Origin of the sequence: Aeromonas bestiarum (genome assembly GCF_028751155.1) — a bacterium.
Classification (GTDB): Bacteria; Pseudomonadota; Gammaproteobacteria; order Enterobacterales; family Aeromonadaceae; genus Aeromonas; species Aeromonas bestiarum.
The window spans coordinates 1,949,331-1,963,172 of record NZ_CP064746.1 but is presented as its reverse complement, the minus strand read 5'-3'; the positions used below and the strand labels follow the sequence as shown (position 1 = coordinate 1,963,172).

The 13,842-nt window shown below is 46.1% G+C and carries 11 protein-coding genes, 3 tRNA genes and 1 pseudogene; 5 read left to right on the top strand and 10 right to left on the bottom strand.

The window, feature by feature from the left end; genetic code table 11:
- Positions 1 to 26 precede the first annotated feature (26 nt).
- Positions 27 to 344 (bottom strand): ATP-dependent Clp protease adapter ClpS, encoded by a 318-nt coding sequence (gene clpS, locus IU367_RS09170; protein ID WP_005310725.1) that lies wholly within the window; start codon positions 342 to 344, stop codon positions 27 to 29.
- A gap of 229 nt (positions 345 to 573) precedes the next feature.
- Here clpS and cspD point away from each other — a divergent pair, with 229 nt between their 5' ends.
- On the top strand, positions 574 to 792 hold the full coding sequence (gene cspD, locus IU367_RS09165; protein WP_005300025.1) for a cold shock-like protein CspD: 219 nt from the start codon (positions 574 to 576) through the stop codon (positions 790 to 792).
- 110 nt (positions 793 to 902) lie between these two features.
- Here the strand turns inward: cspD and folD are convergent, their stop codons facing one another.
- Positions 903 to 1,766 (bottom strand): bifunctional methylenetetrahydrofolate dehydrogenase/methenyltetrahydrofolate cyclohydrolase FolD, encoded by an 864-nt coding sequence (folD, locus tag IU367_RS09160; RefSeq protein WP_043556841.1) that lies wholly within the window; start codon positions 1,764 to 1,766, stop codon positions 903 to 905.
- A gap of 203 nt (positions 1,767 to 1,969) precedes the next feature.
- Here folD and IU367_RS09155 point away from each other — a divergent pair.
- The 4 genes and pseudogenes from IU367_RS09155 to IU367_RS09140 all read left to right on the top strand — a co-directional run bounded on the left by IU367_RS09155 (position 1,970) and on the right by IU367_RS09140 (position 3,687).
- Positions 1,970 to 2,046: transfer RNA gene (locus IU367_RS09155), tRNA-Pro, on the top strand.
- A gap of 37 nt (positions 2,047 to 2,083) precedes the next feature.
- Positions 2,084 to 2,160, top strand: a tRNA-Arg gene (locus IU367_RS09150).
- A 52-nt stretch (positions 2,161 to 2,212) separates the two neighbouring features.
- A tRNA-His gene (locus tag IU367_RS09145) sits at positions 2,213 to 2,288 on the top strand.
- 249 nt (positions 2,289 to 2,537) lie between these two features.
- Positions 2,538 to 3,687, top strand: a pseudogene (locus tag IU367_RS09140) (IS3 family transposase).
- A gap of 272 nt (positions 3,688 to 3,959) precedes the next feature.
- On the opposite strand, the gene IU367_RS09135 reads toward IU367_RS09140, so the two are convergent.
- The 8 genes from IU367_RS09135 to IU367_RS09100 form a co-directional block, all read right to left on the bottom strand.
- Positions 3,960 to 6,359, bottom strand: coding sequence for a polysaccharide lyase 8 family protein (locus IU367_RS09135; RefSeq protein ID WP_274454106.1), 2,400 nt, complete (start codon positions 6,357 to 6,359; stop codon positions 3,960 to 3,962).
- A gap of 73 nt (positions 6,360 to 6,432) precedes the next feature.
- Positions 6,433 to 7,152 (bottom strand): oligogalacturonate-specific porin KdgM family protein, encoded by a 720-nt coding sequence (locus IU367_RS09130; RefSeq protein ID WP_274454105.1) that lies wholly within the window; start codon positions 7,150 to 7,152, stop codon positions 6,433 to 6,435.
- A 32-nt stretch (positions 7,153 to 7,184) separates the two neighbouring features.
- Positions 7,185 to 8,738, bottom strand: coding sequence for a sulfatase family protein (locus IU367_RS09125; protein WP_274454104.1), 1,554 nt, complete (start codon positions 8,736 to 8,738; stop codon positions 7,185 to 7,187).
- Positions 8,739 to 9,023: 285 nt separating this feature from the next.
- A complete protein-coding gene (locus IU367_RS09120) occupies positions 9,024 to 9,608 on the bottom strand; it encodes a DJ-1/PfpI family protein (RefSeq protein WP_274454103.1) in 585 nt (194 codons plus the stop codon).
- Positions 9,605 to 10,243 (bottom strand): bifunctional 4-hydroxy-2-oxoglutarate aldolase/2-dehydro-3-deoxy-phosphogluconate aldolase, encoded by a 639-nt coding sequence (locus IU367_RS09115; RefSeq protein WP_274454102.1) that lies wholly within the window; start codon positions 10,241 to 10,243, stop codon positions 9,605 to 9,607. The genes IU367_RS09120 and IU367_RS09115 overlap by 4 nt, the downstream gene beginning before the upstream one ends.
- Positions 10,243 to 11,196: a sugar kinase gene (locus tag IU367_RS09110; RefSeq protein WP_274454101.1), complete on the bottom strand. Its 954-nt coding sequence runs from the start codon at positions 11,194 to 11,196 to the stop codon at positions 10,243 to 10,245. Before IU367_RS09110 ends, IU367_RS09115 begins: the two co-directional genes overlap by 1 nt.
- A 127-nt stretch (positions 11,197 to 11,323) precedes the next feature.
- On the bottom strand, positions 11,324 to 12,178 hold the full coding sequence (locus IU367_RS09105) for a tagatose bisphosphate family class II aldolase (RefSeq protein ID WP_274454100.1): 855 nt from the start codon (positions 12,176 to 12,178) through the stop codon (positions 11,324 to 11,326).
- 105 nt (positions 12,179 to 12,283) lie between these two features.
- Positions 12,284 to 13,756 (bottom strand): DUF2264 domain-containing protein, encoded by a 1,473-nt coding sequence (locus IU367_RS09100; protein WP_274454099.1) that lies wholly within the window; start codon positions 13,754 to 13,756, stop codon positions 12,284 to 12,286.
- Positions 13,757 to 13,842 lie beyond the last annotated feature (86 nt).

Here is a 13,842-nt window from a genome sequence, read left to right as displayed (position 1 = left end):
TCGTCATCGCCATCAAGTCATCAGATTCAAGCCTTTTCCATGGTACACAGCAGTGGATGTTCGTTGTTACGTGAATAGGTGTTGACCTGGACCACTTTGGTTTCGGCAATCTCGGCGGTGAACGTGCCACAGACTCCCTTACCACTATAATGCACACTCAGCATCACTTGGGTGGCCTTGTCCAAATCCATGCCAAAGAACTTTTGCAGCACCTCCACCACAAACTCCATCGGTGTGTAGTCGTCGTTGTTCAGGACGACCTTGTACATGGGTGGCGGTTGCAGCTTCGTTTTCTCTGCTTGTGCAATCTCTTCATTAGCAAAGAGTTCTTTCTGCTTGCTCATAATCGCGCTTCGGTACCTCTAGATTACTACCGTCTAACACAAGATTGTCAATAGACTTGTTAACCAGATCACATCAGTTGTTAACAACTCCTTGACTCGCTCAAAAGTTAGACTAGATTGGTTACTTGCTAATCGGCGCCCGTCTGCTATGGGCTTATGCTACTAGTTATAAAGGGCTGGCGCAGGTTACTCAACGACTTCAGGGTAATCAATAAAAGGATGTAGATGTATGGCAACCGGAACAGTCAAGTGGTTTAACAACGCAAAAGGATTTGGGTTTATCTGTCCGGAAGGGGGTGGTGAAGATATCTTCGCCCACTACTCCACGATACAAATGGAAGGTTACAAGACCTTGAAAGCAGGTCAGGCAGTCAACTTCGAACTGCAGCAGGGGCCGAAAGGAAATCACGCCTCTGTCATCGTGCCAAACGAAGCACAGAACATGTAAGAGTCAAACTGGATAAATAAAAAACCCGGCTAACCGCAAGGTCGCCGGGTTTTTTATTGCGCTGCGCGATTGCGAGCGTGAAGCCCGTCAGACGCGGGCTTCATCGACCATTACAGGGCTTGGTCGTGGTAGTCCTGGCAGGCACTCAGGGTGTTTTCCATCAGGCTAGCCACCGTCATGGGACCAACCCCCCCCGGAACCGGTGTGATGAAGGAGGCGTGATTACGCGCCGTCTCGAACTCCACATCCCCCACCAGAGAACCGTCAGCCAGACGATTGATGCCCACGTCGATCACCAGGGCCCCCGGCTTGATCCACTCCCCCGGAATGAAGTTCGGCTTGCCCACGGCCACGACCAGCAAGTCGGCGCGACGAACCTGATCTTCCAGATCCTGAGTGAAACGGTGACAAGTGGTCGTAGTACAACCGGCCAGCAGCAGCTCCAGCGTCATCGGGCGCCCCACAATATTGGATGCCCCGACCACTACCGCATGCAGACCGTGTGTCTTGACACCCGTAGCCTCAATCAGCGTCATGATGCCCTTGGGCGTACAGGGGCGCAGCGCCGGAATACGTTGCGCCAGACGGCCCACGTTGTACGGATGGAAGCCATCCACGTCCTTGTCGGGACGAATACGCTCCAGCACCTGAGTCGTATCACAATGGGCCGGCAGCGGCAGTTGCACCAGAATGCCGTCTACGTCCGCATCATCATTGAGACGATCGATCAGAGCCAGCAGCTCTTCCTGGCTCGCCGTCGCGCTCAGATCGTAAGAGCGGGAGATAAACCCCACCTCTTCACAGGCGCGGCGCTTGCTGCCGACATAGACCTGAGAAGCCGGATCCACTCCGACCAGGATCACCGCCAGACCTGGCGCCCGTTTCCCTTGTGCCAACCGCTGTTGGACTTGCGCTGCGACCTGATTGCGAATCGTTTGCGCAACCTGTTTTCCATCAATGATTTTGGCAGACATCGTTCTTCACTCACCATGTGTTCAACTGCCGCGCATTGTCGCATTTTTTTGGCGCGGGTGTTAGCAACGCTCGCTGGGCGGGCAATAAGTAGGCACTTGAATTTACTAGCGGAAAAATACGTTGACGCTGCCTTTCCCGCTTGGGTATGATGCCCGCCCGTTGCCCAGTACCACCGCTATCGGTATGCTGGACAAGAAATTTTCGGTGATTAGCGCAGCCCGGTAGCGCATCTGGTTTGGGACCAGAGGGTCAAAGGTTCGAATCCTTTATCACCGACCAAGTTCATCGATGAGCCACCTTGGCTGATCGATACAGAGCGCCCTTAGCTCAGTCGGATAGAGCAACGGCCTTCTAAGCCGTGGGTCGCAGGTTCGAATCCTGCAGGGCGCACCATTAATGAATCCTCCCTCCCAGGGATGGACAGTATTAATGGAAATTTTCAGTGGTGGCTGTAGCTCAGTTGGTAGAGTCCCGGATTGTGATTCCGGTTGTCGTGGGTTCGAGCCCCATCAGCCACCCCATACCTCTTTCTATTTTCTATAGACTGCTTATAAAGCAGCTCTTACGCGAAAAACAAGATATATCTTCGAAAATACCATACATACCACAACGCTTATCTACCTGATGTAGATAGAATATATTTATGCAGCTTCTGGTCCCCAAAACGCAGCATAATTTATTTTATTCCTCCTACACATAGACAGAACTGAATCGCCCCTACTTTCCTAGACACCTCAAGAGCCTCAAACTGAGGTCATTCAGGAGGTGTTATGAGCAAGCAGCAACGTTACACGGAAGAATTTAAACTGGCCGCCGTCAAGCAGGTGACTGAGCGCCATTACCCAGTGGCAGAGGTCGCCGAGCGACTTGGTGTTTCCAGCCATAGTCTTTACGCCTGGATCAAACGCTATAGCCAGCCCGACGTGCAGCAGTATGAGTCCAGCCAGCAAGCCGAGATCCGCCGCCTCAAGGCCAAATTGCGCCGCGTCACCGATGAGCGAGATATCTTAAAAAAGGCCGCCGCGTACTTTGCCAAGCTGTCAGGTTAAGGTACGCCTTCATCCGGGAACACGAGTCCACGCATCCTGTCCGCAGACTGTGCCGGATGATGAATGTCCACCCGAGCGGTTATGACGCTTGGCAGCGACAGCCCTTACCTACCCGAGCACAGGAGGATAAACGCCTCCTGGGCCAGATCAAGCAATGTTGGCTAGAAAGCGGAGGCGTCTATGGTTATCGCAAGATCCGGGATGACCTGCGAGAAATGGGCGAGACCTGTGGCAAGCACCGGGTGGCGCGATTAATGCGACATGAAGGGTTACGTTCACAAACCGGCTATCACCGCCGTCCAGGCCATTATGGTGGCCGGCCAACGGTGGTTGCACCGAATCATTTGGAACGCCAGTTCGATGTGACCGAGCCCAATAAGGTCTGGGTAACGGATATCACCTACATTCGCACGCATGAAGGCTGGCTCTATCTGGCTGTGGTATTGGATTTGTTCTCACGACACGTCATTGGTTGGTCGATGGGGCAGCGGATAGACCGAGAGCTGGCCATCAGTGCGTTCCTGATGGCGGTGTGGCGACGGCGACCCGAACAAGAAGTGCTGGTTCATTCCGACCAAGGGAGCCAGTTTAGCAGCTATGACTGGCAGGATTTTTGCGGGAAAACCAGCTCAAGGCCAGCATGAGCAGGCGCGGCAATTGCCATGATAACGCGGTGGCGGAGAGTTTCTTCCAGCTCCTCAAACGCGAGCGGATCCGACGTAGAACCTATGCGGATCGCGAGGAAGCCCGACAGGATGTGTTCGATTACATTGAAATGTTTTACAACCCCAAGCGCCGGCACAGTTTCAACAACGGGCTATCGCCAGTAGAGTGTGAAAAGCAATATTTCGAACGGCTCAGAAGTGTCTAGAGAAGCCGGGGCGATTCAGGCCGCACTCGGTGACTTGTTTCACAGCTTCGATTTTGAATGTTGCTGGATAACACTGATGGGTCACAACACCTCCAATAATTTCCTCATTTTAAAGCTGTAAGGTGTCTAGGGAACTGGGGGATATTCAATGTCAACTTACCGATTAACAACCATCTTTTATTTAAAAAAACAAAACTCTCTAATTTAAATAATACTTTCTCATCTCACATGTGGCATCGATATAAAATCGATGCCACTTATAGCCAAGCTTATTAATAATGTTTTTTTGTTAAAAAGAAACTATACGTTCCACCACGTAGCCCTTCAAGATTAACATTGAAACCATTTTTTTGCGTAGGGCTAACTCGACCATCTACGTCAGTAGAGACCGTCCAACTATTATTCTGCATTTCAAAATCTATTGACAGTTGCGATCTTGTCGGATCGCTAATGTTAACAGTCAATACATTTCCATCTCGGCTATAAATAATTGATGAAGGTTTCGACACAATCATTTCATCAATAGATACCGGACCGTCACCCCATATATTTGCCAAATACCTACTACCGTTACCTATATCTATAACATGGCCCGATTTATCTTGCTTTAAAATAGAAAAGTCTGGTGCTGCAGCGTAGTCTGACAGTTCACTCTGGCTAATTCCAGGAATAATGACATACTGATATCCCCCTCCATTAATTTCGTGAGGAATCCGCATAGAAAATGCGTATCCACTCACATTTTTATTCAGAGTTCCAATATTATTCCAGTTTGAGGTAACATGATTTTTATCTACAGATACTATCGGTTTACTTGGCAGGAAATATCCAACACTTGCATTCTTAACATTCCCTTCTATGAATATTGTTTCAACAGCATTAATATTCACATTCATTTCTGGAAGATTACTTAACTGCATTCCATTAATAGATATTATATTAGATCCGGTTTCATTTAGCTTTTTGTTATCAATGATTGTCGCAACAGAATTTGTGCTAGAACTTTTTACATCAGAGCCTAATGCAACAATTTTGTTATTGAACATAAACCAAGACTTTAGTGCGGTTAACGTATCATCGTGATTATAAAATTCAGAACCAACAGCAGACTCCCTCTCTGATTTAGCCCCTCCAACCCACTTCATATTTTCATTTTTATTCACACCAACTCGGGCGGCCACCTTATTTGAATTTGTACAATCATCTAATTTTAATGATAAATCAACCGTTGTCCCAGAAATAAAATATGGATTTATTATTGGCCAATAATCAGTATATTGCAACAGGTCGCCATCATATAAGTAGGTCGCACCATCACCAGTAAACCACCCTTTTTTGTTTTCATCATTCATGCACTCAAAATTACCTATTCGGAAAGAGTGAAGCGAAATACCAAATGCAAACCCCTTCCCATGAAAAATGAATCTGTCCATATCTGGATACAACCAGGCACCATTTAAATTACTTGCAGATGGAATGTTATCATCTGACAAAAGATTTTTCGCTTTGTTATATACAGCAAAATCTGATTGGTTATAAAAGAAGTCCCTAGATGTATCATCTAGTATTTGTTTTTTAATTACTCCACCAAGCTTATTACGCTGCTCTTGTGTTGCACCATCTAAAAATCGAACCATTGACGTGAGCACACCATGGCCTTCTACATGATTCTGTCGATCACCACGAGCAATGGCACGCCCACTTTGCATGTCTAGCATCTGCCCCATATACAAGAAAGGCACAAATGCATTTGACATAACATCGTAAACCCTTAGCAATTTAGGATCACTAGCGGGCCATTTCGAACCAGACATCAAATTCATAACCTTTCCAACTCCCTCTAGCAGCACATTTCCATATGTTCCGGTATAAGGAATATCATTATGTTGGATAAATGAATTGTCATGATAAAAACCATCTCCATTTTCAACAATATCTAAAACTTGTGGCAATACAGTCAGTGACTTATTTATTTCACCTTCATTTTCAGAAAGAACTCCACGAACAATTACTATTTGTACCATGTCTGTTCTATTACCACCAGTCGCTTCCCTTTCATTCGGGTTACTTGATGCACCTGCACCAGGACCGGAGCCATTACGATCTGGATATGGAGAGAAATAGCGGCTAGCTGACATGTATATTTCTTGTTGCTCAGGCGTTAAGTAAGGATATAAAAGTGCAACAATGTCATTTAACGCTTTAGGCACTCCAATTTCCCATTCCCACCAATTACCATACTCTTGAGCCCCTATGCGATAGTGCTCTTCCACAAGATAATCAAGGGCTGCAATTGTATCGTTTAATAATTTTTGATCATTTTGATATTGACCTAGTAATCTGAAAGCCCTAGACATTGTATATAGTCTTAGGATTGAACTTCTTATATTAACGCCAAGTTTATTTTTACCATTATCATAATCGAATGGCAAATCTTCCCAAAGATAACTCCTACCCTCACCTTTATTCATGCTGGCCCATCTGCTACCAGCATCAGATTGAATAGAATTTATCATGCGTTGTTGATTGCTATCGTAACTCTGTCCAGCAACACCGATACTGGACTCGGTCCAGCGATCTGCTAGCACTTTGAAATCAGGAGCAAGATCATAAGAATATACGGCGTTACTCATAAACGAAATCAATATCAAAAGCTTCCTTAATGAAACCATACCAACCTCACTCTGATTAATTTAAAATAGGCTAGCCTGATAGCCAGCCCAAAGCCACCGAATTAATAGCAACTTACCATGTGTATTTTATACCGATACGATATCGAGTCTGACGATTACTGATATAGCGGTCTTCCCTGACATTACCGACTTCTACAAATGGCTTCCAATTACTATCCCATGCATAACTCACTTTAATATTATGCTGTGTATCATAATCCTTACCATTGAATTCAGGCATGGCTCCATCAGTCATTTGCTTAAACACATCAAGTTGATATTCAAAGTCCCACTGATTATATTTATAACCCACCCAAGTATCAAACTCTTGAATTTTTGATCGATATCCTATATTGGTTTGAGGATTAGTCATTTCATAATCCCAGAATTTCCATTTGTAACGACCCTGAATTCTGAATCCATTGTCAAAACGATAGTTTAAACGAACAAATGGAATATGAACGGCACCACTGGAAGAAACATCGAATGAAGTGCCAACCAAACCTGTTAAGTTTTTATTCAAAGCCTTATAGTAAAATGCACACAACTCGGAACCATCAAGATACGTGGAATCAAAAACCTGAGATGGATTACTATTTCCATAACGAGCATCTAACTCAAATCCAATATTTTTACCTGTATCCACATATATTTTAAATCTGTCATCATTTTTCTTGGAACCATCTGCATATCCATGACGATATTCAACGGTTGTTTTGTAATCATTTGCTAATGCTTGATGGATTGATAGCGAGAATATAGCTAAAGGCAAAAACTTAATATAGCACTTCATAGTAATAACTCCGTTATATTGTATTTATATAGTCAGGAATATGCTTTCAAAATACCAATCGGCACCTCGGTTGGCCGCCATGGATCACCGGTGTGCTCCAACCATGGCATTAGCTCTTTCTCAATTAATTCATTCACCAATTCAACATTATCATCTGCAATATTATTAAATTGATATGGGTCAGTATTATTATCATGCAAAACAAATACTAATGGTTTACCGATCTTCCTGTCGATCACCAACGTATATCTATCTGTTCTGATACCACGTCGCCCATATGATTGAGCGCCATATGGCATAAAGGTGTACAGTTGTGATGTTGGCATGACATCACCACTCTCCCCCATCAATGTTTTTACGTAATTTGTACCTTCCACTGTATCTGGGATCAATGACTCAAAACCAAGCAATCCAAATATTGTCGGATAAATATCAGGGGCAGAAAAAAGTAAGTCATCCTGTTTAGGATTTAATTTTCCTGGCAACCTGAAGATCATAGGAATACGTATTGATTCCTCATAGTGAACATTTTTTGTTGGCTCCCCGTTTGAGCCCATGCAACTGCCGTGATCAGAGAAAAAAACGACCAAGGTGTCATTGGCTAACCCTTGCCGGTCTAATTCATCCAAGATACGACCAAATTGCTCATCCACCCCATGAACCATTGCCATATATTCTTTGAAATACTGCGGTCCATATCCTTCTAAGTAGTCTTTATTCCATTGAACGTTAGGCCGAATATTCAATTGCTTAGATGTCTTCCCCTTGTATTCATCCAGATATTTTTGAGGAACCTCATCATAGGGCGAATGTGGTGGATTCATTGATACAACAAGTGCAAATGGTTTGTTTTTATCGCGATATGCATTATTTTCATTACGCAAATATTTTATTGCAGTATCAGCCTCATGTTCTGGACTCCATTGTTGTATTTTCAATGGACTTTCACGGGGCGTGTCATTGGTCCAATACATGGGTGACATATGCTTATCATATGTTCCGTATGAATACCAAAAATCGAAACCATGCCGACGATCAGGAGCAGTCCAATCGTTCCAATAACGGCCCTCCATGGGATTATTATAACTGGGAATAAAAGGTGCACTGGGTGCATCAAGGTGCCACTTACCGATATACCCCATTGAATAGCCTTGCTGACTCAATATATCTGACCAAGTCACTGAGTTTTTCTTCAACTCAATACCAAAGTCTTTTCCACCAAACTGACCAGGTACCCCGGTATGACTATTACCCTGTATTCCATTGCGATATGGATATTGCCCTGTCATTAACATGCCACGAAATGGGGTACAAAGTGGAAAATTGGATACAGCTTGGCGAAGCACCACCCCTTCCTTGGCGAACCGATTCAAATTTGGTGTTATTGATGGATCCTGCTCCATAAATTCAAGAGCTTGAGCTCTCATCTCATCAGGGAACACTATTAATAAGTTTGTTTTTCCATTTATGCGTCCAGTAGATGCCATTCTTGTAGTTGACGCTTGGCATCCTGAAATCAATGAAGTCGCTGCGACTGCGCTAGTTGCCGCCAGCCCCTTCAGCAACTCACGCCGAGAGATAGACATGCTTCACTCCTGAAATGATGGGATATATTGGTGTGCTATTTCACTTAATTTCAAATCAGCCTAATCGTAACCCATCGAAACAAAAACCAACGTGCACCAGATCACACAAAATCATAATCGAAGCATATCGAAAGACAATGATATTATTGTCACTTTCAGAAGTAGAATGTATACAGAGATCAAAAGAAACTGCTAACATATAGGATAAAAAAGCCATCTACGCGGAGATGGCTTTTATAACTGCTTGGTTGAGTCTGTTATTTCGATAAAATAGAGGAAGCTATCCTATTCTGGCAGCGGCCAGTGATCAAAATAGATATGCTCGGCTTGCCAATCAACTTTGTTTTGACTATCGCTCAACAGATAAGATGCCACGGTAAAAGCAAACTCAAAACTGACGCCGAGCCCTTTGCCGCTGATAAATTGCCCATCAACAACTACTTTGTTATCGACAAAAACACCATCGGAAAATTTTTTCTCCAACCCTCCCCCACAGGTATAGTGATGGTGTTGCAACAGATGGTGAGCCGCCAGTACCTTAGCACCTGAAGAACAGAGAGCACAAATCAGCTTGTTGTTAGCGATATGCCGTGTCAAAAAAAAATGGACAGCTTGAGAAGAAAATAAATTATCAGTACCTTTCGGGCCACCTGGCATCATGACAGCATCATATAAAATGTCTGCATTGTCATCCAGCGTAGTATCAGCCTCAATTCGGGTACCAAAATATGTGGCCAATTTCGTCGTTACCATACAGGAGAGCACATCAACATGAATATCCAGCCTGCGCATGATATCGATGAAGACAACTGCTTCGCCCTCTTCAAACCCATCTGCCAGCAGCACAGCAACACGCTTGGCACCACTCATACGGACCCCTCTGATAACATAGCCATAATTTCTTTGACATTTTTACCAATAGTCGACCAATCGTGAGCATTAATAGCTGCAGGCGTAGCAATCCAGGTACCACCACAGGCGAGAACTTGTGGTAACGCCAGATAACTCATGAGATTGCTCAACTTGACCCCTCCGGTAGGCATAAACCGTACTTGCGGATAAGGCCCCGCCATGGCTTTTAGCATGGCCACACCACCAGATGCTTCTGCCGGAAAAAATTTCAGCAGTTCAAGCCCTAGCTCCAATCCCTGTTCTATTTGACTAGGATTATTCACGCCAGGAATGATCCCGATCCCTGAATCGTGGCAGTATTTAACGATATTCGGATTCAACCCCGGGCTTATCACAAAGTCCGCACCAGCATGGATAGCCAGATCCGCTTGTTCCCGTGTCAATACAGTCCCCGCACACAGGATAATATCCGGAGTCGTGGCCTTGATCTGACGAATGGCTTCTGCCGCGGCAGGGGTCCGAAACGTAATCTCGGCAGCAGGTAAACCATGCTCTGCCAGAGTACGTCCCAACATGGGCGCATCCATGGCATTGTCGATCTGTATGACAGGAACAACCTTCAACATTCCCAACTTCTCTTGCCAGCGACTCATTATGGTTTCAACTCCGTAATCAATGTCTCAATGTGGTGGCGATCAATGATGGCTCCCCGGTGCTGAATAACTTCTGCAGCGACCCAATTACCCCACTGGCAACAGGTCGCTACAGGTAAACCACGGTATCGTGCAGCCAGATATCCCGCATTAAATGAATCTCCCGCAGCGGTTGTATCAACCACGCGCTCAACTAACTCGCCTTTGCACAATCCACGTCCCTCTTCGGACTCAGACCACATGGCCCCCTCTTTACCCAGTTTGATGATGACTTGGTTAATCCCGAGGCCATGCAGGCGCTCAATAATCTGCTCTGCACTCTGGACTTCCCCTAATAGCAAGTACTCATCATCAGCGGTCACTAGGGCAATATCACAAAGTTGGTACAGTCTATTAATCCAGATGGCAGCATGAGCTGCATCGTGCCATAACCGAGGACGATAGTTAGAATCAAACGCAATGGTTACACCGGCCGATTTCAGAGAGAGTAACGCCTGGATCAGGGTCTCTTTATCTTCTTCGGGTAAAATGGCAATGCTGATCCCAGAGAGATAGAGCAGATCTACGCCATGGAGAGTGTCCAGGCACGTCGTAAACGCCTCATGCTGGCAAAGAAAACGAGCTGCGGAACTACTACGCCAGTAGTGGAAGCAACGCTCTCCTTGCTCATCTATCTCGATGGCATAGATACCTGGAAGCCGTTGTCGATCGCGTAGTACCAAAGAACAATCTACCCCCTCCGTTTGCCAGCGAGTCAGCATACCCTCGCTATAGTGATCGTACCCCAGTGCCGTGACATAACGGGGAGCTAGTTCTGGCAGCAAGCGCGAGAGATAGATGGCGGTATTCAAGGTATCGCCACCAAACGATTGCTGCTGAATTCCGAATGCCTGACCACTTAATTCAATCATGCACTCACCAAGGACGGCGATACCACCCGGCTGTTTATCCATTTCAATCCCTTGTCTTGCTCATGATGAATGTATGACGCAGACCATGTTCACCACCAAAATAGGGTGACGCGCCCACCAAGCCAAAAGCATGAGTCAACGAAAATGGATCACCCTAATGTGAATATTTTTAGATCTTGCCTTCACTACCACACACCCGGATCTTGTCCATTACCACCTGCTTCATCGCCGCTTTACCAGGCATGATGTAGTGACGTGGATCGTTCGCATCGGGGTGATGGAGGAAATAGGCCTTGATAGCATCAGAGAAGGCAATTTTCAGCTCGGTTGCCACATTAACCTTGGTGATCCCCAATTCAATACAACGACGCACATCCTGATCTGGAATACCGGAAGCACCATGCAGTACAAGTGGGATATCGGTCTTGCTACGGATAATTCCGAGACGATCAAAATCCAATCTTGGCTCTTCCTTATACATGCCATGGGCAGTACCGATAGCAATTGCCAGAGAGTCGATCCCTGTCATGCGGATAAACTCTACTGCCATGTCCGGATCGGTGAAGTTGGCATCCTTGGCATCAACAATCAGGTCATCTTCCTGACCGCCCAAGCGCCCCAACTCGGCTTCGACTGAACAATCCCAACGATGGCAGAGTTCTACCACCCGGCGAGTAAGGGCTACGTTTTCATCAAACTTATGATGTGAACCATCAATCATGGCAGACTTGATACCACTCTCTACCTTGAATTTCATGTCATCAAAAGACTCATGATGATCCAAATGCAGTGCAATTGGCATATTATGGTGTTGCGCTGCCTCTTTACAAATCCTCACTAGATAGCCGGTACCCGCATATGAAAACGTGCCTGGCGTGCCCGCCAAGATAATGGGAGAACGTAACTCAGCAGCCGTCTCGACGACGACCTGAACAGTTTCAAGATTATGAATATTGAATGCGGGGACGGCATAACGCCCCTGCTGTGCTCTGTTCAGCATTTCCCTAGATGACACCAGATACATAAAGACCCCATTGCTTTCGATTTGTTTCCAACATGGTATTCGAAAGCAAACGAAGAAAGATAGATCCACATCACACAAACGAAACCTAAAGAAAGCAAATCGAAATCAAAAGAAATGTGACATTTTGGAGGTGTAACAGGTAATACCCTTTCGAAGTAGATTGTTTTTAGGCCTTTCTGCCCGTCCAGTAACCCATTCTTTGAGGCGACGCCACCAAGGTTGCGACTCCAATCTTCGTGTCAATGGACTCTGCCTGTCTGCATAGTCGAAACAAAAAAGAGCAACAACCTCTTTCGTTTCCCTAACGCCCTGGATCTGGAGCCCAATAGCGGGCACTGACAGCATGAAATCATCCTGTTCGACTGGCAGTAGTAATGGCTCAGCGTCCCATAATCCACAGCGTTCCCCGCAATAGAGCGCCACATTCAGGGCCCTCAGCGACCAGAGACTACTCGCCTGCCCACTGTAATTGTCGGTCAGGCGGTCATCGTGGCCAAACAACCCCTGGGTTGGCACCCCAGCTTCCAGCGCTCCATTTGCAATGAAATAGGAAAGTGAAGTGCTAAAAGCACGCTTCACTTCACCTGGCGGTAAAGTACCGTGGTCGGCCGCAGCAATCAGCGGGGCTGCGGCAGCGAGTCGATAACAGGCGCTACGGCCGAAAAAAGGCAATCCTTGTGCAGTAAAGAGATAACGATAACTACCCACAAATTCCGCCAAGGAGCCACGAATGAACACCGGGTCAAAATCAGGTAGGATCTGATCCAGCCAATAAAGCGAGTAGTGAAAACCCCACGCGTTGTAATAGTCGTAGTTGCCTTGAGCTCCATCACGGAACCATCCGTCCCCGACATGAAACTCCTTGATCCTGTTGTATTTTCTTTGGTCGATGTGATCTATCCCCGTCAACGACTTGAGTACGCATTGAACGGTCAGCGGAAATAGATGCCAATTGTTGTCAACCGTGATCAAATTATCCACCTGATGAAACCATGCTACGATTTGCGCTTGCTCAGCATCGGTATAGCGTGACCAGACATGCGCCCGGCTCAGCCACAGGGTCAATGCCAGATCGGCACTCTCGCAAATACGTTGATCACAATCATGCAGTGTCCCCCAAAAACCGGGGTGCTGAGGGTCAGTCCCCGCCAGAAAGGCCGCATGAATAATGGCAGAAGGATCCAGCTGCCGCCCATCCTGCAAGGTGAGTTTGCTTTCAGTCTGACCTTCGGCATGTAACCAAGCAGCCAGCGTGGGCAGCAGTCGGCTGGCACCTTCCATGGCATCAGTACGGGCACTCTGCTGACTGGGCCGCCCAGGATAATAGGCGTGTGTATAATCCCAAATAGCATAATGCTCAAATGCCTCAGCCACATATTTTACCAGCTCACCACACTGATATTTCAAGTCGCCTTGATGTGCCGAGAAAACGTTAAGAATATGCTTATCATTACGGGTGTATGCTCTCTTCCTGTGGCGCAGGCGCACCATATGTTCCCGGAAGAGATGGCAATACATGGCCCAGTCAGGATCCTCATAAGGGACTTTTGGCCGTTCAGTGATGTTGATATCCGTCATTTAGAATCACTCGCATCCAGCACCTTTTATATAGGTGAACAAATAGACAACAATACTCGTTATCGTATTAATTTAGTCAAGTTAAT

Bases quoted from the DNA above. Each gene is read 5' to 3' on its own strand.
- IU367_RS09120 (WP_274454103.1), bottom strand. From the start codon at position 9,608: ATGAGTGGTGCCAAGCGTGTTGCTGTGCTGCTGGCAGATGGGTTTGAA.
- IU367_RS09125 (WP_274454104.1), bottom strand. From the start codon at position 8,738: ATGTCTATCTCTCGGCGTGAGTTGCTGAAGGGGCTGGCGGCAACTAGC.
- IU367_RS09105 (WP_274454100.1), bottom strand. From the start codon at position 12,178: ATGTATCTGGTGTCATCTAGGGAAATGCTGAACAGAGCACAGCAGGGG.
- IU367_RS09110 (WP_274454101.1), bottom strand. From the start codon at position 11,196: ATGGATAAACAGCCGGGTGGTATCGCCGTCCTTGGTGAGTGCATGATT.
- clpS (WP_005310725.1), bottom strand. From the start codon at position 344: ATGAGCAAGCAGAAAGAACTCTTTGCTAATGAAGAGATTGCACAAGCA.
- cspD (WP_005300025.1), top strand. From the start codon at position 574: ATGGCAACCGGAACAGTCAAGTGGTTTAACAACGCAAAAGGATTTGGG.
- IU367_RS09115 (WP_274454102.1), bottom strand. From the start codon at position 10,243: ATGAGTCGCTGGCAAGAGAAGTTGGGAATGTTGAAGGTTGTTCCTGTC.
- IU367_RS09135 (WP_274454106.1), bottom strand. From the start codon at position 6,359: ATGGTTTCATTAAGGAAGCTTTTGATATTGATTTCGTTTATGAGTAAC.
- folD (WP_043556841.1), bottom strand. From the start codon at position 1,766: ATGTCTGCCAAAATCATTGATGGAAAACAGGTTGCGCAAACGATTCGC.
- IU367_RS09100 (WP_274454099.1), bottom strand. From the start codon at position 13,756: ATGACGGATATCAACATCACTGAACGGCCAAAAGTCCCTTATGAGGAT.
- IU367_RS09130 (WP_274454105.1), bottom strand. From the start codon at position 7,152: ATGAAGTGCTATATTAAGTTTTTGCCTTTAGCTATATTCTCGCTATCA.